Annotated in this window: 28 protein-coding genes; 14 read left to right on the top strand and 14 right to left on the bottom strand. The window is 40.1% G+C overall.

Going from position 1 to position 21,412, the window contains the following annotated elements; translation table 11 throughout:
• The first annotated feature begins 41 nt into the window (after positions 1 to 41).
• From ACW2QC_RS00715 to ACW2QC_RS00680, 8 genes are all read left to right on the top strand, one after another.
• A complete protein-coding gene (locus tag ACW2QC_RS00715; protein ID WP_457542057.1) occupies positions 42 to 179 on the top strand; it encodes a hypothetical protein in 138 nt (45 codons plus the stop codon).
• A gap of 281 nt (positions 180 to 460) precedes the next feature.
• The gene (gene tagD, locus ACW2QC_RS00710) at positions 461 to 859 is read left to right on the top strand and encodes a glycerol-3-phosphate cytidylyltransferase (RefSeq protein WP_457542056.1); all 399 of its coding nucleotides are present in this window, start codon (positions 461 to 463) and stop codon (positions 857 to 859) included.
• Positions 852 to 2,042, top strand: a complete 1,191-nt coding sequence (locus ACW2QC_RS00705; protein ID WP_457542055.1) for a CDP-glycerol glycerophosphotransferase family protein — start codon at positions 852 to 854, stop codon at positions 2,040 to 2,042. Before tagD (ACW2QC_RS00710) ends, ACW2QC_RS00705 begins: the two co-directional genes overlap by 8 nt.
• 261 nt (positions 2,043 to 2,303) lie before the next feature.
• The gene (tagD, locus tag ACW2QC_RS00700; protein WP_457542054.1) at positions 2,304 to 2,699 is read left to right on the top strand and encodes a glycerol-3-phosphate cytidylyltransferase; all 396 of its coding nucleotides are present in this window, start codon (positions 2,304 to 2,306) and stop codon (positions 2,697 to 2,699) included.
• Positions 2,692 to 3,843, top strand: a complete 1,152-nt coding sequence (locus tag ACW2QC_RS00695; protein ID WP_457542053.1) for a CDP-glycerol glycerophosphotransferase family protein — start codon at positions 2,692 to 2,694, stop codon at positions 3,841 to 3,843. Before tagD (ACW2QC_RS00700) ends, ACW2QC_RS00695 begins: the two co-directional genes overlap by 8 nt.
• A 95-nt stretch (positions 3,844 to 3,938) precedes the next feature.
• Complete coding sequence (locus ACW2QC_RS00690; protein WP_457542052.1) at positions 3,939 to 4,109, top strand: hypothetical protein; 171 nt, start codon at positions 3,939 to 3,941, stop codon at positions 4,107 to 4,109.
• Between the two features lie 190 nt (positions 4,110 to 4,299).
• The gene (gene zwf, locus ACW2QC_RS00685; RefSeq protein WP_457542051.1) at positions 4,300 to 5,784 is read left to right on the top strand and encodes a glucose-6-phosphate dehydrogenase; all 1,485 of its coding nucleotides are present in this window, start codon (positions 4,300 to 4,302) and stop codon (positions 5,782 to 5,784) included.
• Between the two features lie 33 nt (positions 5,785 to 5,817).
• The gene (locus ACW2QC_RS00680; RefSeq protein WP_457542270.1) at positions 5,818 to 6,435 is read left to right on the top strand and encodes a cyclase family protein; all 618 of its coding nucleotides are present in this window, start codon (positions 5,818 to 5,820) and stop codon (positions 6,433 to 6,435) included.
• 195 nt (positions 6,436 to 6,630) lie between these two features.
• Here ACW2QC_RS00680 and ACW2QC_RS00675 read toward each other — a convergent pair whose 3' ends face one another.
• From ACW2QC_RS00675 to ACW2QC_RS00665, 3 genes are all read right to left on the bottom strand, one after another.
• On the bottom strand, positions 6,631 to 7,164 hold the full coding sequence (locus ACW2QC_RS00675; RefSeq protein WP_457542050.1) for a hypothetical protein: 534 nt from the start codon (positions 7,162 to 7,164) through the stop codon (positions 6,631 to 6,633).
• A gap of 69 nt (positions 7,165 to 7,233) precedes the next feature.
• Positions 7,234 to 8,691, bottom strand: coding sequence for an APC family permease (locus tag ACW2QC_RS00670; protein ID WP_457542049.1), 1,458 nt, complete (start codon positions 8,689 to 8,691; stop codon positions 7,234 to 7,236).
• 80 nt (positions 8,692 to 8,771) lie between these two features.
• Complete coding sequence (locus ACW2QC_RS00665) at positions 8,772 to 9,596, bottom strand: hypothetical protein (RefSeq protein WP_457542048.1); 825 nt, start codon at positions 9,594 to 9,596, stop codon at positions 8,772 to 8,774.
• Between the two features lie 334 nt (positions 9,597 to 9,930).
• Here ACW2QC_RS00665 and sda point away from each other — a divergent pair, with 334 nt between their 5' ends.
• From sda to ACW2QC_RS00650, 3 genes are all read left to right on the top strand, one after another.
• Positions 9,931 to 10,107, top strand: a complete 177-nt coding sequence (sda, locus tag ACW2QC_RS00660; RefSeq protein WP_457542047.1) for a sporulation histidine kinase inhibitor Sda — start codon at positions 9,931 to 9,933, stop codon at positions 10,105 to 10,107.
• Positions 10,097 to 10,468, top strand: a complete 372-nt coding sequence (locus ACW2QC_RS00655) for a PilZ domain-containing protein (protein WP_457542046.1) — start codon at positions 10,097 to 10,099, stop codon at positions 10,466 to 10,468. Before sda ends, ACW2QC_RS00655 begins: the two co-directional genes overlap by 11 nt.
• Before the next feature lie 76 nt (positions 10,469 to 10,544).
• Complete coding sequence (locus ACW2QC_RS00650; RefSeq protein WP_457542045.1) at positions 10,545 to 12,227, top strand: PAS domain S-box protein; 1,683 nt, start codon at positions 10,545 to 10,547, stop codon at positions 12,225 to 12,227.
• Positions 12,228 to 12,407: 180 nt separating this feature from the next.
• Here ACW2QC_RS00650 and ACW2QC_RS00645 read toward each other — a convergent pair whose 3' ends face one another.
• The 5 genes from ACW2QC_RS00645 to ACW2QC_RS00625 all read right to left on the bottom strand — a co-directional run bounded on the left by ACW2QC_RS00645 (position 12,408) and on the right by ACW2QC_RS00625 (position 15,723).
• The gene (locus ACW2QC_RS00645; RefSeq protein WP_457542044.1) at positions 12,408 to 12,734 is read right to left on the bottom strand and encodes a type II toxin-antitoxin system PemK/MazF family toxin; all 327 of its coding nucleotides are present in this window, start codon (positions 12,732 to 12,734) and stop codon (positions 12,408 to 12,410) included.
• A complete protein-coding gene (locus tag ACW2QC_RS00640) occupies positions 12,731 to 12,949 on the bottom strand; it encodes a hypothetical protein (RefSeq protein WP_457542043.1) in 219 nt (72 codons plus the stop codon). Before ACW2QC_RS00640 ends, ACW2QC_RS00645 begins: the two co-directional genes overlap by 4 nt.
• Positions 12,950 to 13,077: 128 nt before the next feature.
• Positions 13,078 to 13,743, bottom strand: a complete 666-nt coding sequence (locus tag ACW2QC_RS00635; RefSeq protein ID WP_457542042.1) for a TetR/AcrR family transcriptional regulator — start codon at positions 13,741 to 13,743, stop codon at positions 13,078 to 13,080.
• Between the two features lie 16 nt (positions 13,744 to 13,759).
• Positions 13,760 to 14,776 (bottom strand): ABC transporter permease, encoded by a 1,017-nt coding sequence (locus ACW2QC_RS00630; protein WP_457542041.1) that lies wholly within the window; start codon positions 14,774 to 14,776, stop codon positions 13,760 to 13,762.
• 215 nt (positions 14,777 to 14,991) lie between these two features.
• A complete protein-coding gene (locus ACW2QC_RS00625) occupies positions 14,992 to 15,723 on the bottom strand; it encodes an ABC transporter ATP-binding protein (protein ID WP_457542040.1) in 732 nt (243 codons plus the stop codon).
• Between the two features lie 416 nt (positions 15,724 to 16,139).
• Between ACW2QC_RS00625 and ACW2QC_RS00620 the strand changes: the two genes are divergently transcribed.
• The gene (locus ACW2QC_RS00620; protein WP_457542039.1) at positions 16,140 to 16,568 is read left to right on the top strand and encodes a DUF2935 domain-containing protein; all 429 of its coding nucleotides are present in this window, start codon (positions 16,140 to 16,142) and stop codon (positions 16,566 to 16,568) included.
• A gap of 59 nt (positions 16,569 to 16,627) precedes the next feature.
• Here the strand turns inward: ACW2QC_RS00620 and ACW2QC_RS00615 are convergent, their stop codons facing one another.
• The gene (locus tag ACW2QC_RS00615; RefSeq protein ID WP_457542038.1) at positions 16,628 to 16,927 is read right to left on the bottom strand and encodes a hypothetical protein; all 300 of its coding nucleotides are present in this window, start codon (positions 16,925 to 16,927) and stop codon (positions 16,628 to 16,630) included.
• A gap of 183 nt (positions 16,928 to 17,110) precedes the next feature.
• On the opposite strand from ACW2QC_RS00615, the gene ACW2QC_RS00610 reads away from it, so the two are divergent.
• The gene (locus ACW2QC_RS00610) at positions 17,111 to 17,821 is read left to right on the top strand and encodes a threonine/serine exporter family protein (protein WP_457542269.1); all 711 of its coding nucleotides are present in this window, start codon (positions 17,111 to 17,113) and stop codon (positions 17,819 to 17,821) included.
• Between the two features lie 257 nt (positions 17,822 to 18,078).
• A complete protein-coding gene (locus ACW2QC_RS00605) occupies positions 18,079 to 18,522 on the top strand; it encodes a threonine/serine exporter family protein (RefSeq protein WP_457542037.1) in 444 nt (147 codons plus the stop codon).
• 94 nt (positions 18,523 to 18,616) lie between these two features.
• Here the strand turns inward: ACW2QC_RS00605 and ACW2QC_RS00600 are convergent, their stop codons facing one another.
• The 5 genes from ACW2QC_RS00600 to ACW2QC_RS00580 all read right to left on the bottom strand — a co-directional run bounded on the left by ACW2QC_RS00600 (position 18,617) and on the right by ACW2QC_RS00580 (position 21,273).
• Positions 18,617 to 18,913, bottom strand: coding sequence for a DNA-binding protein (locus ACW2QC_RS00600; RefSeq protein ID WP_457542036.1), 297 nt, complete (start codon positions 18,911 to 18,913; stop codon positions 18,617 to 18,619).
• A 189-nt stretch (positions 18,914 to 19,102) separates the two neighbouring features.
• The gene (locus ACW2QC_RS00595) at positions 19,103 to 19,276 is read right to left on the bottom strand and encodes a hypothetical protein (RefSeq protein WP_457542035.1); all 174 of its coding nucleotides are present in this window, start codon (positions 19,274 to 19,276) and stop codon (positions 19,103 to 19,105) included.
• 188 nt (positions 19,277 to 19,464) lie between these two features.
• Positions 19,465 to 20,325: an AraC family transcriptional regulator gene (locus tag ACW2QC_RS00590; RefSeq protein WP_457542034.1), complete on the bottom strand. Its 861-nt coding sequence runs from the start codon at positions 20,323 to 20,325 to the stop codon at positions 19,465 to 19,467.
• 255 nt (positions 20,326 to 20,580) lie between these two features.
• Positions 20,581 to 20,763 (bottom strand): hypothetical protein, encoded by a 183-nt coding sequence (locus tag ACW2QC_RS00585; RefSeq protein WP_457542033.1) that lies wholly within the window; start codon positions 20,761 to 20,763, stop codon positions 20,581 to 20,583.
• A 246-nt stretch (positions 20,764 to 21,009) separates the two neighbouring features.
• Complete coding sequence (locus tag ACW2QC_RS00580) at positions 21,010 to 21,273, bottom strand: hypothetical protein (RefSeq protein WP_457542032.1); 264 nt, start codon at positions 21,271 to 21,273, stop codon at positions 21,010 to 21,012.
• Between the last annotated feature and the right edge of the window lie 139 nt (positions 21,274 to 21,412).

Genomic DNA, 21,412 nt, shown 5'->3' with positions numbered 1-21,412 from the left:
GTTGCCAACCAGTCAATTCTTGGGGAAAAGGCTCTGCACAAATGCTTGACGAAGACCAAGAAATCAATGGTTGGGGAAGTCGTGAAAATAATGATTCCGTATTTACGGAAATGAACTTTGCAACCGGTGAAGAATTGTCCCTCTTCTACCCTAACCACGATGATAATATTAGCTATTGAGCTTTCAAATTTGATCAATAATAGATAAAAAGAATCCCAATGAATTAAATTACGAATCATTGGGATTCCTTTATACTGGCTATTGTAACCTTCAGAAAGTGTAACCTCTTTCATATCCCACACTTTTCACATAAAATTCTAGTTTATATAATCTGCATTTCATAGTATAATATAATATAGTTATATATCACATTTGTTAAATTACTGTAAAATCAATTTAAAAATTAACTTTAGTAAACATGTTATAATACGATATAAGAGTCAATGTGGAGGTATCACTAATGAAAAAAGTAATCACATACGGAACATTCGACTTACTTCATACAGGTCATATAAATATTTTGCGACGTGCCAAGGAATACGGTGACTACTTGATCGTTGCTATTTCCTCAGATGAATTTAATGCACTTAAAGGTAAGAAGGCTTATTATTCATATGAACAGCGTAAAGCCATCTTAGAAGCAATTCGATTTGTTGATGAAGTTATTCCTGAACACAACTGGGAACAAAAAATAGAAGATGTTCAGAAACATCACGTTGATACATTTGTCATGGGAGATGACTGGGAAGGAAAATTTGACTTCTTAAAGGATTATTGTAAAGTTGTTTATTTACCACGTACAGTCGGAATATCAACTACAAAAATAAAAAAAGATTTGCAGCTGTCGAACAATGGCTAGAGAACTGGCCATTACAGTGTACCTGTTTGTGTTTCAGGTACTCTTTAATGTCTTTAAATTATTTCCCCAAAAGAAGAAAACAGTTTTTGTTGCTTCATTTGGGGATAATATTTTGTATACGTTAAATGAGTTAGAAAAACAAGCAGATGACCCGGTTGTTATTCTCAAAACCCCTCAATGCAAGATAGATTTCGAACACGATGCTGTAGTGTTGAATTTCCAACCTATCAATCTAATGCAGTGGCTTCAATCAATCTATCATTTAGCCACATCTGATAAAATATTTGTTGATAATTATTTTGGCTTTTTAGCCGTGACAAATTTTAAGCCAAATGTGCAATGTGTTCAATTATGGCATGCGGCTGGAGCGATAAAGCGATTTGGCTTAAAGGATCCCTCTATTGAAAATAGGTCTGAGCGGGCTCTTGAACGGTTCAAAAGCGTTTATCAGCGCTTTACTCATGTAGTTGTAGGTTCTGAAAAAATGGCAACTATTTTTCGGAAGAGTTTTGGCCTATCGAATGAAGCAATTTTGCGGAGTGGTATCCCTCGGAGCGACTTTTTCTTTAATACTCAAGAGAAAAATGTCATAGAACAAGAGTTACGACAAATTTATCCGGTAAGCAATCGTAAAAAAGTCATTTTATACGCCCCTACTTACCGGGATGATGAACTAAATAAAGCTGAAATAGCACTTGATATTGACAAACTTTATAAAAAATTCAGCGATAACTATGTTTTATTTTTACGATTGCATCCAGCGATTAAACATGAATACCGTAATCAGCATTCTGACTTTGTATGTGATGTTTCGGATATTACTGACATTAACCATTTATTATTAATTACTGACGTTTTAATAACGGATTATTCTTCCATCCCATTTGAATTTTCATTGTTAGAGCGGCCAATGATTTTCTTTGCGTATGATTTGGATAGATATGAACAAACAAGAGGGTTCTGGGAGGACTATGAAGCACTTGTCCCCGGCCCAGTCGTAGCCGATACGGATGATTTAATTGATGTAATTGAAAATGGCCATTTTGATTTGAAGCGCATTAGAGGTTTTGCTAATCAATGGAATACGTACTCAAATGGCGATGCAAGTAAAACACTTATTAATGCATTATATGGAAAAGACGAACAGATATTAAATCAAAGACAATACCAAGACACCAAATAATCGGTGTCTTTTTTTATGGAAAAATAAGGGAGTATGAAATCCGGCTCTGGTTTGCTCTCGGGCAGGATGAGCTACGTCCAGCTAAGCGACTAAAGGAACTTCCCTCACCTTCGTACGATAAGATCAGCATCGTTTCGCTTCGCTTTTGTTCTGGAAATAAAACATTAGGATCTGCATAACATTAGAATACATTGTTTTATCATGATTTCACAAAAGTTTGCCATACTAACAGTAACGATAACAGCTATCGGAGGTTATACCATGAAAAAAGTAATCACATACGGCACATTCGATTTACTGCACATTGGACACATAAACATATTGCAACGTGCGAAAGAATATGGCGACTACTTAATCGTTGCCATCTCTACAGACAAATTTAATGAACTTAAAGATAAAAAGGCATATTACGATTTCGAGCAACGTAAAGTCATTTTGGAAGCTATCCGTTTTGTCGATGAAGTAATTCCCGAAAACTCATGGGATCAAAAGGTGGATGATGTTCTTAAACATGATGTCGATGTCTTTGTAATGGGTGATGATTGGAAGGGTAAATTTGATTTTTTAAAAGATTATTGTAAAGTTGTATATTTGCCGCGAACAGTTGGCATCTCCACAACAAAAATTAAGAGTGACTTCAATCGAAAAAATGTTTAGAGAATGGATCATTACTGTATACTTAGCTGTTTTTCAAATCATATTTCGCGTATTTCAGTTATTACCCTTACAGCGAAAAACGACCTTTGTTGCTACGTTTGGCCATAATTGTTTATATACCATTCGTGCACTTGAAAGAGAAACAAATCAGCCTTTCACTATTGTTAAAACACCAAAGTGTGACATTCCTTTTTCAAATATTACTTCCGGAAAAGTATTGGATTTCCAATCTCCCTTACAATGGATAGAGTCCGTTTACCATTTGGCAACCTCAAAGGTCATCTTTATCGATAATTACTTAGGAATTTTAGCGAAAATGAACCTGAAACCGAATGTAATGTGTATCCAATTATGGCATGCGGCTGGAGCAATTAAGCGATTCGGTCTTGAAGATACTGCTTTAAAAAAACGGTCAAATCATGCCCAGAAGCGAATTAATGCCGTCTATCAGCGGTTTACTCATATTGTTGTGGGCTCGGATAAGATGGTTACTATTTTCCGGAAAAGCTTTGGTAATGCTAATGCAACAATTTTCCGTTGCGGCATACCTCGTACGGATTTTTTCTTTGACCCGATTCAAAAAAGAAGTGTAACCTTAGCTCTGAGCAAAAAATATCCAATAACAAATCAAAAGAAAATTGTTTTATATGCCCCGACATTTCGAGATAATGAACCCGCCAACTTCACTATTCCAATTAATGTGGAGAAATTTTGTGATGAATTTTGTGATGAATATGTTTTATTTTTGCGATTACATCCGGCAATTAAACACGATTTTCAAAACAAATATCCCGGCATTGTTTATGATGTGTCAGATGTTACGAATGTTAACGACCTACTTGTAATCACCGATATTCTCATAACCGACTATTCATCTATTCCATTTGAGTTTTCCCTCCTGCAGCGACCGATGATTTTTTTCGCTTACGATTTAGCCAAATATAGCCAATCGCGAGGGTTTTGGACAGACTATAGTGAACTTGTTCCAGGTCCAATTGTGACAAATACGGAAGACTTAATTCGTGTAATACAAGAAGATAAATACGATATGCAGCGTATTAAAGAATTCTCAGCTCAATGGAATCAATATTCTACAGGACATTCCAGTGAGAGTTTGATCGATACATTATATACGAAGGAATAAACTGCAATTGGACATACACCTCCCTTGCCACTCCCCACCCATTGTGATAATTTTAAAGATGGGATAAAAAGTGTGCTATCTTAGGGGAGGTTGCCATGGATACATCCAAAAAAATAATTGTAGGTATCGCTATTTTCGTCTACACGTTAGCCGTTATTGGCCTCACAACCTTTATTGTTCATCCAAACCCGAATGAGCAAGATGTTGCGCCAACACAGCAGCAGGATTGTGATTGTGCTGATAATGATGCGGCTGGAAATGAATAGCTGCCTGTATAGAGCAAAGCCTTTGTCCGCCTGGGATGAGGGCTTTTTTATGAATGATTTTGCGAAAATGGAGATTATGATTCATTGATTTACAACGGCAATGCCGGTAAGATGAAAGGATAGTGAAACAATAAATCAGCAGGAACCCGTGAATCTGCGCAAATTTTTACATATAAGTGAGGCATCAGATATGAAACAACAACCAAAAGCAGTTATCGTTATCTTCGGGGCAACAGGTGATTTGGCAAAGCGCAAGTTGTTCCCGTCGATCTATCGTCTTTTTCAAAATGGGAAAATTGGCGATGATTTTGCCGTTGTCGGTACAGCGCGGAGACCGTGGACAAACGATATTTTCCGTGACAATGTAGCGAAATCGATCGAAAGTGCTTTTTCAACAAAAGAGGATGTGGATGTGGCTGCCTTTACATCCCATTTCTATTACCACCCGTTTGATGTGACAGAGCCTTCATCCTATCAGGAATTGGATGCTTTACTACATGAGCTTGAGGATTCCTATCAAACAGATGGCAACCGAATTTTTTACTTAGCGATGGCGCCGGAATTTTTCGGGGGAATTGCCAATAACTTAAAAACGCACGGATTAAAAGATGGCGCTGGGTGGACACGCCTTGTAATTGAGAAACCATTTGGTCATGACTTGCCATCTGCCAAAGAATTAAACAACGAAATTCGTGCAGCATTTGATGAAGAGCAAATTTATCGGATTGACCATTACTTAGGAAAAGAAATGGTGCAAAATATTGAAGTGATCCGCTTTGCCAATGGAATTTTCGAACATCTATGGAACAATCGATTTATTTCCAACGTGCAAATTACGTCAAGTGAATCCCTTGGAGTGGAAGATCGAGCACGTTATTATGACCATTCAGGAGCGGTTCGGGACATGGTGCAAAACCACATACTGCAAATGGTTGCATTACTTGCCATGGAACCGCCGATTAAGTTGACCACAGAAGAAATTCGTTCCGAGAAAATCAAGGTCCTGCGTGCACTCCGGCAAATGAAACCGAAAGATGTTGCAGAATACTTTGTCCGTGGCCAATATGGAAATGGTCAATTAAACGGGAAAAATGTCAGCGGTTATCGTGAAGAAGCAGCGGAATTAACGGAGTCGAACACGGAAACCTTTGTGGCTGGCAAAGTCATGATCGATAATTACCGCTGGGCTGGGGTTCCGTTTTATATTCGTACAGGTAAACGAATGAAGGAAAAATCAACAAAAATAGTGGTAGAATTTACCGATATTCCGATGAATTTGTATTATGAAAATGAAGAGGAAAAGCACCCTAACCTGCTTGTTATCAATATCCAGCCGAATGAAGGAATCACCCTTTATTTAAATGCAAAAAAGGCAGGGATTGGAACACATGCGGAACCGATAAAACTCGCTTATACGAATAATGGGGTTAACGGAATTAATACACCAGAAGCATATGAAAAACTGCTTTACGATTGCATGATTGGTGATACAACAAACTTTACCCATTGGGATGAGGTTGCCTTATCATGGGCATTTATCGATCCTATTCTGACATCATGGGCAGCAAATAAACCGATTTTTCCTAATTACCCTGCTGGATCAATGGGACCAGAAGAATCGGCCAAGCTACTTGAAAAAGACGGATTTCACTGGTGGCCAATCACAGAGGACTAGAAAAACGATAATGAAAAGAAGGAGCAATCGATGATGAAATTATACGATGTAACAGCACCTATTTTTGAAGGAATGCCTGTCTACAAAAATAAAGAGGAGAAACAGCCGGAAATTACGACAGCAACGAATGGACATGTAACAGAGTCCCGCATTGCGATGGATCTCCATACCGGAACACATGTCGACTCTCCGTTGCACATGATTAATGACGGCAATACAATGGAGACAATCGATATTCAAGATCTAGTTGGTCAGGTTAAATTGTTTGATTTAACACATGTTGAAGATCGCATCACGAAAAAGGATATTGAAGCTTTTCAGATCGAGAAAAATGATTTTGTTCTGTTTAAAACGAAAAACTCACTACAGGATGCATTCGATTTTAATTTCATTTTCGTTGCAGAAGACGCTGCTGCTTATCTAGCAGACATCGGTATAAAAGGTGTTGGGGTTGACGGACTCGGGATTGAACGGAGCCAGGAAGGACATCCAACCCACCGTACGCTCTTCCAGCACAACGTCATTATCATGGAAGGCTTGCGATTGAATGATGTACCTGAAGGAGAATTCTTTATGGTTGCTGCACCACTTAGAATCCAAGGAACAGACGCTTCACCAGCGCGTGTTTTGCTTTTTCAAGGTATGGAATAGGGATTTGGGTATGTCTAATACAAACTGAATGGTAAAGGATCAAGTCGTAACTAGACTTGATCCTTTCATTCATAAGTGGAAACGTGGTTGATATTTTTACGGAATACTTTAGTTGCATATTTATTGCTGGAGTTGCTACCCAATCTCCTATTTCATTCGCAAAAATTGCCCCATCCAACGTCCGTCCCCCAAAATTTATATATCCTGTACCGCTTTATAAGCCTGGTTCTTATGGCTTGGTGTGTCGGGGTAGCGAAGTTCTAACTTATTCAATTTCACCGGTTTTTTGATGTGATTTTTCCGTAAACCACTAGCCTCTCTGTTTAGTAGTTGAGATAGTTCATGTAATGTAAGAAAACGATCAGAGCATAATAATAATATTAAACTTCTTAATTCTTCTGGTCTAAGCCTGAACTTCTCTCTTGCTGGTCTTGCAATTTCTAATAACTTTTGACTATTATTTGAAAAGTCTTCGTTATTACTTAGGATTCCCCTGTTATTACCGGGGATTTCTTCGTTATTTCCTAGGATATTCCCGTTATTACCGGGGTTCTCTTCCTTATTACCGGGGGTATTCCCGTTATTACCGGGGTTCTCTTCCTTATTACCGGGGGTATTCTCGTTATTACCGGAGCTCTCCTCCTTATTACCGGGGGTATTCCCGTTATTACCGGAGCTTTCTTCCTTATTACCGGGGTTATTCCCGTTATTACCGGGGATCCTTTGCAAGGAACTGTCCCCAAATAACAAACATAAAGCCTTTGTCCCTATAACCGGAACAAAGGCTTTTCATATTTACTATTTATTCTCCACTTCAATCTTCTTATTCCCTAAGATCAAGTAGTTCAATTCTTCTTTCGGTATTTTATTAAATTCTGTCCGTTTAGCTAGGTAAAACACAAATCCTAATACGACCCAGGCAATTAATGCGATTCTTGATTCGATGCCGAGGAATGCTGGTGAGCCTGGAATAAGCAAGAGTCCGATAAATGTTAAACTTGCCAGCATGCCGATGCAAGAGATGAATTTTTTGCCTGGTGCAATGACATGTTTTGCCGGATCGAACTCGCTGTCCATCGACCATTTAAAAATGCTGAATGCTGTATAGCACGTGTAAAAGTATGCGATCGACACACCAATTGATGACATGTCCACGACCCATAATAATGCTTGACGGCCAAACCACGGCGCGAACATGGCCACAATAACCGTGAAAATAATGCCTACGTATGGTGTTTTATATTTTGGATGAACTTTTGAAAATACTTCCGGTAAAATTTTCGCACGTGACATCGCAAACAGCAGGCGGCTGGATGAAATGATAAACCCATTCAGTCCGGTGAAAATCCCCATGCTGAGTGCTACGACTAAGATGACTAGACCAAGCGTTCCAAGTACATCCGTAACTGCCACTGCCGTTCCCCAAAGATTATTTTCCGCAACAAGTGCTTCCCATGGGCGAGCCATTGCGGTTGCGATGATCATAAAGCTGTACAATACCGCTGCAAATAGAATCGCCAAAATAATTAGGGTAAATGCTTTTTTAGATGAAAACTTGAATTCCTCCGCTGCCTGTGGAACATTATCAAAGCCAACATATGCCCACGGTGCGATCGCAACAATTGAGATAATCGCAGCAAATGTTGATGTGTTCGATGGGAAATATGGCTTGATATCAGCTAATGATGTCCCAGCGCTTCCGCCGATTGAGAATGTGATCGCGAGCACCCCGACAAGCATGATCACGCAAAAGATAAATTGCATGCGGCCGGTTAATCCGGTGCCACGAACATTGAGATAACCGAAAATAACGAGTGCTAGTGATGCAATAATTATTTCCATGCCATAGACATCCCATCCGGCAATTTGATAGAGGTGAAGATTTTCAATAAGTTTTGGGAAAACAAATTTGAACATTAATGCGAATGCAGATGCATTGAGAGCAACAATACATATGTAGCCGAGGGTCAAAAACCACCCACAGATAAATGCGTGCGTGCGGCCTAAACTAACGAAGGAATATGCAAACTCACCGCCTGAAACGGGGAAGCTTTTAATTAAAAATCCATAACTAACAGCGATTAACATCATTAACGCTGCACCGATTAAAAATCCAATAATAACACCAATTGGTCCACCATCTGCCATCCAGACGGTCGGTTGGACAAATGCACCCCAGCCGATTGATGATCCCAAGGCAATTGCCCAGACCCAGTGAGGTTTTAATGACTTTTTCAGTTTCTGTCGTTCTTCCATGATAATGATTGAACTCCTTTAGTGTTTCGTAAAATTTTTTCTACCATTCATTTATACCAAAGTATGAATTTTATCGCAATTCACGAAGTAGCACGATATATGCGGTTATAATGGAGAAATTGGCGAATGTGGCTGTTGAATTGAGTGAAGCGCATTATTTTGTGAGGATTTGGTAGTGTAGGATGGTATACAAGTGTTGCATGGGAGGGTCGGGTTTGGGAGGATGCTGCGAGTGCTGCGTTTTCGGGGCGATGTTTGGCGGGGGCGGCGATGTTCTCGGTTTCGGGACGATGTTTTCGTTCTCGCGCCGATGTTTTCGCTGTCGGGACGATGTTTTCGTTCTCCCGCCGATGTTTCCTCGCTCGGGACGATGTTCTCGTTCTCCCGCCGATGTTTCCTCTCTCGGGACGATGTTTTCGTTTTCCCGCCGATGTTTCTCGCTCTCGGGACGATGTTTTCGTTCTCGCGCCGATGTTTCTCGCTCTCGGGACGATGTTTTCGTTTTCCCGCCGATGTTTCTCGCTCTCGGGACGATGTTTTCGTTCTCGCGCCGATGTTTCCTCTCTCGGGACGATGTTTTCGTTTTCCCGCCGATGTTTCTCGCTCTCGGGACGATGTTTTCGTTCTCCCGCCGATGTTTCCTCTCTCGGGACGATGTTTCTCCCCACGCGCCGATGTTTCTCGCTCTCGGGACGATGTTTTCGTTCTCGCGCCGATGTTTCCTCGCTCGGGACGATGTTTTCGTTTTCCCGCCGATGTTTCCTCTCTCGGGACGATGTTTCCTCTCTCGGGACGATGTTTCTCCTGACGCGCCGATGTTTCCTCTCTTGGGACGATATTCTCTCCCTCGCGCTGATGTTTCTCGGTCCCACTCTTCCGCATTTAGCCAAACGCACTCTCCCCACACCATTACCTCCATAAAATTACAATTCCAAATGCCGATATACCAGGTTTATTTTTTACAAATCCGGATAAATAATACTATAAAATTACAGTTCACTACTGACAGACACATGACATTTAATTCGATAATGGCAGGTTTTTTCCTTCAATAGGCTTTGCTGCTTATTGAAGTAGATAATTTTTCGTCCGTTATAGGTAAAATGACTCATGCGAAGTTATGGTTATTTTGTTATGGTGAAGTAGTTTTCGGTGACTTTCGAATTGGATCAGCAGAAGGCATCGAAACTTTTTTATGTCTAAAGGAACTGAAAAATATGAATGGGAGAAGTAATGGACATGCAGTGTTTAAGTGATAATGCGTTATTAGACGCCTATTTTAAAGCGTTGGAATTAAAATTGGACCGGGATTTTCTAAACTTGTTAACAGATGAATTAAATAGAAGAGGAATTGCTTTTGAAAAACTTCAAGGTGGAGAGCAAATAGTTCAGGTGGGCATTCACGATGAGGTATAAGAGAGAAGAGCCTTTTCGCTATACCTTTGATGAGCCGATTTCCGCACTTTTTCAAATTAAAGAAATTGATGGTCATTCGGTCGAAACTTCTGAAGGAGAAGCGAAGATAATTGATATTAGTCCAGAGGGAGTAAAATTGAATTCGGAGTTGAACCTGCCTGATACAATCGATAAGTCAATCCATTTATCGATCTCTTTTGCATTGAATGGTAATAAATTCAACTTCATCGGTATTATTGTTTGGAATAAAAAGGTAGGTGCCACAACGAATTATGGCATTGACTTTTTAACTGATGACTCTGCTAAACAGGCGCTGGTTGAGCAGATAAAAATTTTCGCGAAAAACGAACGAAATGATTGATTAATCAGCCTATCTCGTTATACTAAGATTGCTACACATTTTTTACGACATGAAGGAAGGGAAAAGGTATAATTGAATGGAGTCTACATTTGATAGAATATTGATGGACGGAATTAGTGATATGGTATTTGTTGTTCGTGTTGAACGGGATCCTATTTTTATTTATGACTTTTTGAATCGGGCTGCAATGGATGAAACTGGGCTGAGTCAGAATGCTGTTGGTAGATCCATTCGCGACGTTTATAAAGAGGAAACGGGAAACTTTTTATTCGAACAATATAAGAAGGTAATAACCACTGGTGAAACCGTGACCTATGAGGATTCCTATGTGTCTTCCAAAGATGAAAGAAGCTATTCTAAAACGACATTAACACCCTTGTTCGATGAGCAAAACCAATGTAAGCAAATTGTGGCAGTTGTTAAGGATATTTCCAAGGAAAAAAATGCCCGATTGGAAATGGAAGAGACGTGGGACAAGCTCCAGGAAAGTAATAAACGTTACCAGTCATTGTTTCATCATAATTCGGACGCAATCATTTTGTTTGATTTAAATGGCCGAATTGTGGATGGAAATATCGCTGTTGAAAGTGTCACTGGTTACGAACCGCTAGAACTTGTTGGGACCACTTTAAATTCTTTGGTCGTTAAAGAAGATGCCAACCTATTAAAAAGATTGTTTAAGCAGGCAATAACTGGCACCACTAAAAATTCACGCCTGGAGATTCATAACAAATCAGGGCAACGAATTGAACTTTCCTTAAAAGTGACGCCATTAATCATAGATGAACAAGTTACCGGGATATATGGTATTTTACGAGATATTTCAGATGTTGCTAGATTGATAAAGAAACTGGAAGAAAGTGAGGAGCGTTTTCGCATCATTGCGGAGCATGCTCAAGATTTGATCACCTTGCTTGATGATAGAGGAAAGATTATGTATGTTTCTCCTTCTTATAAAAATATACTAGGATTTAACCATCCTGAATATGTCGGAAAATTTTTTCTTCATAATGTACATCCTGACGATCGTATGACCATGGATAAAGTAGTCATACAATCGATTAAAAATGAGGAATCGTTTACCGTACAGTTTAAGCAATACAATCATAAGGAAGAGCCTATTTGGTGTGAAGCACACGGTACACCGGTTTTTGATAATCAAGGTACATTTAAACATATGGTCGTGCTGACGAGGAATATTAGTCTACAAAAGGAATACGAACGGCAACTGGAACATTTTGCGCTACATGATCCGCTGACTGGTTTACCGAACCGGCGTTTATTTAAGGAATGTTTAGCCAACTCGTTGAAGGAATACACGGAAAAGCAGAATGGATTAGCCGTTATCATGATGGATATTGACCATTTCAAGAGCATCAATGACGAAATGGGCCATGATATTGGGGATGAAGTTATTGAGGAATTTGGCAAACGGGTACGGGAGACGATCCGTGATTGTGATATAGTAGCCAGACTTGGCGGCGATGAATTTGTTATCCTTTTACCTGGTATTGGTTCAGCCGAAAATGCTGTAACGATAGCGAAAAACATTCAACAAGCGATGCAGCGGCCGTGGAATTTACATGGTAATTCTTTAAAAGTTACCACGAGCATGGGTATAGCTATGGCCCCAGCACAAGACGCGACTGCATTTTCGATGTTAAAAAATGCTGATATTGCGCTCTATGAAGCCAAAAATGCGGGGAGAAATTCCTATCAATTACGAGCGTCTACAACCGATAATCATCCTTCTAAGTAAACCGCACGGGAAAATATGCTGATCTTTTTAAATATACTTTTGACGCAGGGCAGGTGCTCCTGCTTTTTTTGTTCATCGCAAATCACTTGTTAGTGTCCAAGATATTTTTTGTAAAAAAGCGTATCCCCATTTGGAGATTTCTAAATATAGTTAAAGTTGACTCCATATTGGCAAGCAAACTTAAATAGGGTATAACCAAACAAAATAACCGATAATGGTTTTATAATCTTCATTATTGATCATTCCGATGTATTTTTTTCGTATATGATATGGGACAATTTTGTTGTTATCAACCTGTGCATGAGAAAATTTTTGAAGAGAAGCTTCTTGCCAGCGAGAAATTGGAACACGATGCGGAAACGAAGCTGAAGGGTAACTGGTGGTGATTTTACAAATAAGCGCTTGGGCTCTAGTATCATCCGACTGTAGAACAAGAAAAGGCCTGTATTTACCAATATCGCTATTTTGATATTTGAAATAGCCTTCAAATATTTCCCCAGGCCTCATTCGTCATCCATCCAAAGACAGTCATCCTTTTTATGCGGATCTAACACAATATTTCCCTCCTCATCTAGCTTTGGTGTTTTACTGCTATGTTGTTTCTGAAATTCATTCATATCCAGAACAGAAGCCGTTTGTCGGTTTTTTATAGCATTTATCTGATCCCGATGTCTCTTAATAGATCTCACCGCCGAATGTTTCCTAACTTGGGCAGTTGTCAATTTTTTAGCCCCCTCATTTTCACTGCACATATTATAACCACCACCTTTAAACGTATCGTGGTAATATTATATGCAGGAATATTTTATTGTATTAGTTTCCTAGCTTCATCATAATTGATTTCTGAAGTTTATGTCAACTGTTCTCCCACACCTTGCAAAATATACTCAACAGTCAGCTTCATCTCTGCTTCATCATCCCATTCTTTATCTGGTCGTATGATAAAACGTGTAATCAAGAAACCAATAACAGTTGGGGCCATCATCCGGATGATACTGTCATTAGGTATGTTTTTCAGTTGATTTTTTTCTTTGTACAAATTTAGGGTCTGATTAATGGCCGGGATAACCTTTTCTAGTGCTACTTTTTTATACGCAGCCTGGATTTCCGGATGAAACGCTAATTCCTGTACGACTATTTTTATTAGCGAGACATTAGACTGAACGAATTCAAAACGATTTTTAATAAACAGATATAAAAAGTCTTCAAAACTTGTGTGTGGTTCACGGAATACTTCTTCAACAAATTTTTCAGCTAAAGCAGGTGCCATGAATTGTATGATTACCGGATTCACGATGGAAATGAGCAAATCCTTTTTTGTTCGATAATGGCGGAAAATCGTGCCCTCTGCTACGCCAGCTCGTTTGGCGATCTCACTTGTTGACGTAGCAGCATACCCTTTTTCCGCAATGAGTTCAATTGCCGCTTCCAGAATTTTGATTTGTTTTGGTGTCATTTTTTCTGTTTGTTTTAGTACCGCTGTCATGGAACGGGATGTCGATTGATTATCTGACATTGCTATCTCTCCTAATCTATAATTTCCGATGTCGTTTCAATGCTACGATGTTGAGCAAAACAAATACTAATGAAAAGCCGATTAATACCCAAATATCTCCCATAACGGATGTGAGGCCCTGACCGCGGATCATAATTTCCTTCAAAGCATCACCGCCATATGTCAGTGGCATGATTTTGCCGATTGTATCGATCCAGCCAACCTGATCTGTATGAAAAACCCCGGAAAAGAATACTTGTGGAACGACGACAATTGGGATGAACTGGATCATTTGGAATTCGTTTTTGGCATATGCTGAAAGAAGTGTCCCCAAACTTTGAGCAGCGATTGCCAACAAAAAGGCAATAACCAATACGGCAAAAATCGAACCTGCCATATACATGTCTAATACGTAAATGGAATAGACAGCGATAATAATGGATTGTAAAATAATAAAAATACCAAAACCACCCATGTAGCCAGTGACAATTTCCCAGCGCTTTAGTGGAGTTGCCAGCAGTCGCTCCAGGGTTCCCTGTGTACGCTCACGCAAAAACGATACCCCGCTTAATAGAAAAACGAAGAAGAATACGAAAAGGCCAATCAATACGGGGCCAATGTTATCGAATAACTGTAAATCGCTTGATCCATGCAGAAATTGGACGTCCAGATCAAGTGCGTTGGGATTCATCTGTTTCGATGCTTGACTTAATAGCTGCTGGACAGCCTTTGTCGCAGTAGGATCGCTTCCCTCCATTGTTATTTCGGCTTGCTTTCCTTCCCAAGTTAAGTGTGCATCGATCGTCTTGTTCTCCAAGGCTTCCCCTGCTTCTTCCTTATTCATTTGCTCAATGGTCGCATCCTCATCTTCCAAAATGGTCTGTATTCTGTCCGGCACACCAGTAACCGCAATCGTTGGTTCGTATTGGTCCATGTCCAACACAACCCACAGCAATGTCAGTACAAACAATGGTGCAATAAACAATAATGCCAGGCTGCGTTTATCCTGAATGAATTGTTGAAAAATCCGTTTGACAATCGCACGTATTCGCAAGCTCACACCTCCAATTTAATTTATTTGTGTGGGTATTTTTTCTTGCAGGAGATCAAGTGCTTTTTCATGTGAAATACAGCCTTTCATGCTAAAAGACTGACCTCTTTAGGTAGCGTGTACCTTGAGTGCCCGCATTTTTTCAAGGAAACATACTTCTTTCATACATGAGACGTTTTATACTTGGAGCGCGAACCTTCCTAAGAAAGTGCTCCCTTTCAGATTTGTGTGCTCACACCTTTTCCATAATGCAAAAAGGCTTCTTCTAATGTTTCTGAACTGCTTTCTGTTTTTAATTCATCTGGACTTCCATTGGCAATTAAATAGCCATCCCTTAGCAATGCTAGGCGATCACATTTTTCCGCCTCATCCATCACATGTGTGGTCACAATAATCGTCGTGCCCTCATCCTGCAATTTTTTTAAATCTCGCCAAATAGACTCCCGAAGCACCGGGTCAATCCCAACAGTCGGCTCGTCAAGGATCAATAATTTCGGCTTGTGCAGCAGTGCAATCGCAAGTGACATGCGCCGCTTCATCCCGCCTGAATACAATTCCAACGGCTTATCAAGTTCTCCAGTTAAATCAACTATTTCCGCTACTTCCCGGATTCGCTGCTTTTGCTGTTTCTTTGGAATCCGATAAATGCTAGCAAAAAAGCTAAGATTTTGTTTAGCCGTCAATTCACTGTACAAAGCATCAGACTGAGCCATGTAGCCAACATTTTCCATGGCCTGCAATGACGGCATCTGTTGACCATCGATTGAAACCGTCCCATTACTTGATTCAAGCAAACCGATGATAATTTTCACAAGCGTCGTTTTCCCTGAACCAGACGGACCAAGCAACCCGAAAATCTGCCCACTCGGAATCGACAAATCAACATTTTTTATTACCGTTTCCTGCCCGTAGCTGTGCTGAATGTTTTTTAAAGTAACGAATGATGACATGGATGGAACCTCCTTATATTTTTTCCAACGCCATATGCCACATGACACGTGCATCGTTCTCTTATGTTACATTGCGGAGCGAGTGCCTTAATTTTCCGTGATAACTAGCTGGAGCGCTGTGCAAAATGAGCCCGCCCAACTCATCATGAAAAATCACCACGCCAAATTATGTAAAATGACATACCAAGCGACTTGATGATCTAATGCATGTTTCCGGTTGTATTCGTTGTTTACGTTATAAATAATGAGTGATTACTCACTATAATAGTATACGTTATTATTATTGTAAAATGATAAGTTAAATGAAAAAGTGGGTAAATGGGTGATGATCTTACTCCTTTCATAACATGATCACCCCGTTACAAGCATACATATTATTGGACATCTTTAATTTACACAATTAGGGGGCTGGTCGGGTGCAATATTATTATGGAAGTCAGATGCCACTAAGGGTTTTAGATGAAACCGAATTTTGGAAGCAGCAAGAAGCTGAGCATACGGTGGTTATGCGGGAACTTGTACAAAATTTGGAAAAGGAATTTGTTGATGCATTGAAAAGATGGGAGGATGTATTGAATACAACCCATCAACATGTTAAACGCTTTGTTGAGTCAGTCATCAGGAGCAACAATCAACTTTCGCCAAATTTGTATCAACAAGTGCTTGAGCTCGTATCATTCTGCCTGCAAGAAAGTGTAGCTTTTATTCAATTTTGCCGGCAAGTCAAGACAGAAAGTAAAGCTGTTTCTGGCAATCAAACGGCAAAAGTTGTCATTGACCACATTGTTGATGAATCGGAATATTTTATTGGCATAGCGCAAACGATTTTATATGAGCAACATTAGACAGGAAAAAAAGCTTTTAGCCATAGCGTGCTGCTACAATCAGGTAGGAGCACTTTTTGTTATTTTGGGCTGGGCGTATCTGGGGATGATGTTTTCTCTCTCGCGCCGATGTTTCTCCTCTCGGGACGATGTTTTCGCTCTCGCGCCGATGTTTCTTCTCTCGGGACGATGTTTTCTTCCTGACGCCGATGTTTCTCCTCTCGGGACGATGTTTTCTCCCTGGCGCCGATGTTTCTCCTCTCGGGACGATGTTTTCGCTCTCGCGCCGATGTTTCTTCTCTCGGGACGATGTTTTCTCTCTGGCGCCGATGTTTCTCCTCTCGGGACGATGTTTTCTCGCTGGCGCCGATACTCTGCATTTCCTGTTAATACTCTATACCCTCGTGTGATATTCACAAAAGGAAATCGGCAACTATTTCAACCTGTCATCCTTCCAATCGAGACCATTACACCTTATAATATTGGCATGGATTAGTGCGAAGTTTTCAAGTTTGCGAGGTGTTGTTAACGTGAATGATCCTGGTTTGATAACAAAGGTTTGCATGCTGGCAGGGAAAATTATGCTGGAGAGTGGTGCGGAAACCTATCGTGTGGAAGATACCATGAATCGGATTGCCTCGGCGTTTGGTCTGGAAAATGCCCAGAGTTATGCGACCCCTACTGGTATTAATTTTGCAACTGATTTTGCGGAATCAACCAATTTTATTCGGATTTCCAATCGTTCAACTGATTTACATAAAATTGCAAACGTGAATGATATATCACGGAAAATTAGTGCGGGTGAGGTGGAACTTTCCGGTGCGTTGACCCTACTTAATGGGGTTGATAAAGCTAAGTTAACATTTCCTGGTTGGATGCAAATTGTTGCAGCAGCACTTGTCAGCGGCAGCTTTACAATTATGTTTGGTGGAATATGGCATGATTATCTGCCCTCGGTCGTTGTTGGCGGGTTTGGATTTGCTGCGATGCTGGGGATTGACCGATTAGTCGAAATTCGGTTTATCGCGGAGTTTTTTGCCTCGTTATTGATTGGAGCAATGGCAATTGGATTCGTTTATAGTGGCTTAGGAGTGGAGTTAGATAAAATTATCATTGGTGCTGTGATGCCGCTTGTGCCGGGGTTACACATCACCAATGCAGTGCGCGATTTAATGGCCGGGCACCTGGTCGCTGGCGTATCGAAAGGCGTTGAAGCGGTGTTGACTGCATTTGCGATCGGTGCAGGTGTTGCAGTAGTGTTTGGGTTTTTGTAATTAGTATTGTCTCAGGGATCCGGTTGATGCACTTGCAATCTCGGGCGATGTATTCACGAACTCGGGCCATGCGCTCATGAACTCGGGCGATATGCTCTCGATCTCGGGCCATACACTTACAATCTCGGGCCATGCACTCACGATCTCGGGCGTTGCACTCACTAACCCGGGCAATAAGTTCGCAATCTCGGGCAATAAGCTCACAATTCTGGGCGATATATTACACATACTATAAATTTTAAAAAGGAGTACTTCAAATGACGATCATTGCACATCTGTTAACCAGCTTTATTGCCGCGGCTGGTTTTGGGATTTTATTTAATGCACCAAGAAAGGCGTTAGTTCAATGTGGTTTGGTCGGTATGCTTGGCTGGATTTTATATTATTTGCTTGTTCAACAAGGGATGGATGTTGTTCCCGCGACTGTTTTGGCGGCTATGCTTGTTGGGGCGTTGAGCCAAATTTGTGCCAAGTTGTTCAAAACGCCGATTATTATTTTTATTGTGTCTGGGATTATACCGCTTGTTCCGGGTGGCAGTGCCTATGATGCCATGCGCAATTTTGTCGAAAATGATTATTATACAGCGGTTCAACTATCGGCAAAAGTAATGCTGCTGTCTGGGGGCATTGCGATTGGATTAATGTTTTCGGAGGTTGTGAATCAGACAATCCGGAAGCTCATGTGGAAACAAGCAAAATGATGGATTTAAACGAGGCAATCTTAGGCGTGGTCACTGTGCCAACGCCCTTAATCTCTATCATAATTTCGATGCCTAAAAATGTACCGAAGCATGCTCACTCCCCTAAATTTAACAACCATTTACGCAATTTTTCCTTTGGGTAGTACACCTTACCATTTATTAGAATGTGTGGTATGTCTTCATGCTCTTGAATTAAAGTTTTTGCGTCTTCCTTCGATATACCCATTAAATAATGTACGTCAGTTTCCTTGATTAATTCGTGCTCATCATCGTTGTCCAATGAATCAATAAGGCTTTTCGCAGACGGATTTTGAAAATTCTTCAGCCCTTCTCCAATAAAATATCCTGCGGCAGCAATTCCTAAAGCTATCCAAATTAAATCAAATTCCAAAACGTCCCCTCCTATGTATATGAAATTACCAGTTTCCTCTACTTTTTAAATAATTTAATCAATAAGTAAACCCCACCAGCAAGTAGAGCCAATATAATGATTGGAATTAACATGTTTAGTATCATAACATCCTCCTAATTTTTCCGATGTAGTCAACTAGCCAAATTATTTGAATTTCCTAAGTAAATTTTAACTCCGATCCGTTTTACTAGATTGTGCATGAATCCCCATCGCCATAACAAATAATATTGTATGAAAGGCCAAAGTAATTCCATCCCACCCTCCATCAAATACTGTAACATTTACAAGTGTTGAGAATTGCATGAGCACAATAATCACGATCAAAAACGTTCTTATTTTCAAAATGACCAGCCTCCCTTCACGAATACGTAATTATTCTAGTACTATTTTAAACTCACATTACACGTCAGTTATTGCACCAGTGTTTGCATTTAATTTCATATCTCGCCCTGCATAAAATTTTATCAGCAGCCACATAAAAACAGCAAGAACAAGAACAGTGATTGTCCTTGTCCCCGCATGCATCTTCCCTATTTTTTCAACGGTATCCAAATCTCACTATAGTAGTCTTCTAAAGACGGGTCGGCATCACTTGGGTATACCTCCAATTCTGGTCCATCAGCATGTTCGTAGCCAGTTGCCGGAAACCATTCAGAGAATATCCGCTCCCACACCCTTGGCATCGCGTCAGGCATTGCACCGTGAACAGGGAAAACGGCCCAGGTTGCTGATGAAATCTGTCTCTCCTCCCAGTCAAATGGGATTTGTTCGCCATTTTTTTCCGCACCGATTAGGTAGGTTAGATTTTCTTGTTGTTTGTCAAAATCCAGGCAAATTCCAATTAATCCAAGAGATCCGCAGTTTTTAGCAAGCTCCCCTATGAATCCATTCTGATTTGATTCATCCCAGAAAGCAGCTATCTTTCGGTTGTTCTCGCCACCAATAGTAGTTGTGCGAATACTTTTTCCTACAACAGTAAAAGCTTCCTTTTCCACAATCTTGTAATCCATTTCGACATCACCCTTTAGCTGAATTTGAAAAGAGAGTTTTGGATAAGCCTTCAAAGATTGACTATTTTTCCTAGCGGTTGATGGACTGATACCATGAATTCTCCGAAATGCTTTTGTAAAAGATTCAGGACTCTCATATCCATACTTCATAGCAACATCAATCACCTTGGAATTTGAATGAACCAGCTCCTGTGCAGCGACTGTAATGCGGCGATTTCGGATATATTCACTCACGGTATAGCCTGTTAGCATGTTGAACATCCGTTGAAAGTGAAATTTAGACATACAGGCGATTGCAGCAATATCATCGATAAAAAGATCGTTGTCTAAATTGCTTTCCATATAGTCAATGCAATCCAGCATTTTTTGAAGTCCCTCCATATGAAACCCTCCCTTTTCTTTACTCAGTCTACCAACATCGTTCTGGTCATTCCTGTTAATCCGTGCTCTTTTCTGACAGCCCCTAACTTCGCGTTAGACTAAGCGCCAGTGTAATGCACCGTTTACTTAATAAGAATTGTCTTTTACCTATTGACTTATAAAACAAGAAACTAGTGAAACCTTTGAAGCAGTTTGAATCTCCTACACGGTACACCGACCACTCCAAATAGTAGACTGAAGCACCGTTAATTCGTGCTACTCATTTGCATCCTGTTGTTCTTCAGATATACCGCATTCAATTTTTTTCATTTCTAAATCTAACTTTTTTTGTTCCAACTCCATTTCTGCAATTCTTAATTCATAGTTTTTCTTCTTGTCATAGCCATAATAAATTAGGGAAAAGCCAACAATAACTGTAATATAAAACCAAAGACTCAAACCTTCCACCTCCGTTTTTGCAATGCTTTTTAGTAAACTTATTCAAGTTGCCCGCCGATGTTGAGGAAAAAATGCTTTATAAAAAATTAGGGTACCAATCATAAAGCGATTTGCACCCTTAATTCATGTGCTACTTATTGTCTCAATAGAGAAGCTGATCTTCTTATTCCTTCCCGTTATCTTCGCAGTCATATCTCGAACAGCGACTGGCCCTTGGAGGCTAATTCCATATTTGTAAGTAATAACCTATCTCCATCGCCTCACACCTACCCACTTCCTCTCTATAATATTAGGTCTTTCCCGACTAGTATGAAGAACATATAATTCTCGGGTAGGATTTTCTCGATGAAGTTCTTGATATTCTCTCATTGCTTCTGGGGAACTGGAAAATTTCTTTAAGGGAGCAATTTCCTCCAAAATACGTTCACTCCCCTTACTCGTATAAGCTTGTACTGCCTCAATCAATACCCATTGCTCTGGAAAGGCTTGACGTACATCTTCCCATTTCATTTGAGTCACCTCCGTATTGCTTTTTGTTTATTTTTTTTCGGGCAATTTCAGTAGATATATTTATTTTAATGAGGCCATCTACACAAATCTATATTCATTTTATCATAAACACCACAAATAGTTTGAATATTTTACAATC

It is taken from the genome of Virgibacillus sp. FSP13 (assembly GCF_054048505.1).
This window is presented reverse-complemented; position numbering and strand designations above follow the sequence as displayed.

Coding starts and splice junctions, on each gene's coding strand:
- ACW2QC_RS00715 (WP_457542057.1), top strand. CDS start 42: ATGCTTGACGAAGACCAAGAAATCAATGGTTGGGGAAGTCGTGAAAAT.
- tagD (WP_457542056.1), top strand. CDS start 461: ATGAAAAAAGTAATCACATACGGAACATTCGACTTACTTCATACAGGT.
- ACW2QC_RS00705 (WP_457542055.1), top strand. CDS start 852: ATGGCTAGAGAACTGGCCATTACAGTGTACCTGTTTGTGTTTCAGGTA.
- tagD (WP_457542054.1), top strand. CDS start 2,304: ATGAAAAAAGTAATCACATACGGCACATTCGATTTACTGCACATTGGA.
- ACW2QC_RS00695 (WP_457542053.1), top strand. CDS start 2,692: ATGTTTAGAGAATGGATCATTACTGTATACTTAGCTGTTTTTCAAATC.
- ACW2QC_RS00690 (WP_457542052.1), top strand. CDS start 3,939: ATGGATACATCCAAAAAAATAATTGTAGGTATCGCTATTTTCGTCTAC.
- zwf (WP_457542051.1), top strand. CDS start 4,300: ATGAAACAACAACCAAAAGCAGTTATCGTTATCTTCGGGGCAACAGGT.
- ACW2QC_RS00680 (WP_457542270.1), top strand. CDS start 5,818: ATGAAATTATACGATGTAACAGCACCTATTTTTGAAGGAATGCCTGTC.
- ACW2QC_RS00670 (WP_457542049.1), bottom strand. CDS start 8,691: ATGGAAGAACGACAGAAACTGAAAAAGTCATTAAAACCTCACTGGGTC.
- sda (WP_457542047.1), top strand. CDS start 9,931: ATGCAGTGTTTAAGTGATAATGCGTTATTAGACGCCTATTTTAAAGCG.
- ACW2QC_RS00655 (WP_457542046.1), top strand. CDS start 10,097: ATGAGGTATAAGAGAGAAGAGCCTTTTCGCTATACCTTTGATGAGCCG.
- ACW2QC_RS00650 (WP_457542045.1), top strand. CDS start 10,545: ATGGAGTCTACATTTGATAGAATATTGATGGACGGAATTAGTGATATG.
- ACW2QC_RS00645 (WP_457542044.1), bottom strand. CDS start 12,734: ATGAGGCCTGGGGAAATATTTGAAGGCTATTTCAAATATCAAAATAGC.
- ACW2QC_RS00635 (WP_457542042.1), bottom strand. CDS start 13,743: ATGTCAGATAATCAATCGACATCCCGTTCCATGACAGCGGTACTAAAA.
- ACW2QC_RS00625 (WP_457542040.1), bottom strand. CDS start 15,723: ATGTCATCATTCGTTACTTTAAAAAACATTCAGCACAGCTACGGGCAG.
- ACW2QC_RS00615 (WP_457542038.1), bottom strand. CDS start 16,927: ATGCAGAGTATCGGCGCCAGCGAGAAAACATCGTCCCGAGAGGAGAAA.
- ACW2QC_RS00610 (WP_457542269.1), top strand. CDS start 17,111: ATGCTGGCAGGGAAAATTATGCTGGAGAGTGGTGCGGAAACCTATCGT.
- ACW2QC_RS00605 (WP_457542037.1), top strand. CDS start 18,079: ATGACGATCATTGCACATCTGTTAACCAGCTTTATTGCCGCGGCTGGT.
- ACW2QC_RS00590 (WP_457542034.1), bottom strand. CDS start 20,325: ATGGAGGGACTTCAAAAAATGCTGGATTGCATTGACTATATGGAAAGC.
- ACW2QC_RS00580 (WP_457542032.1), bottom strand. CDS start 21,273: ATGAAATGGGAAGATGTACGTCAAGCCTTTCCAGAGCAATGGGTATTG.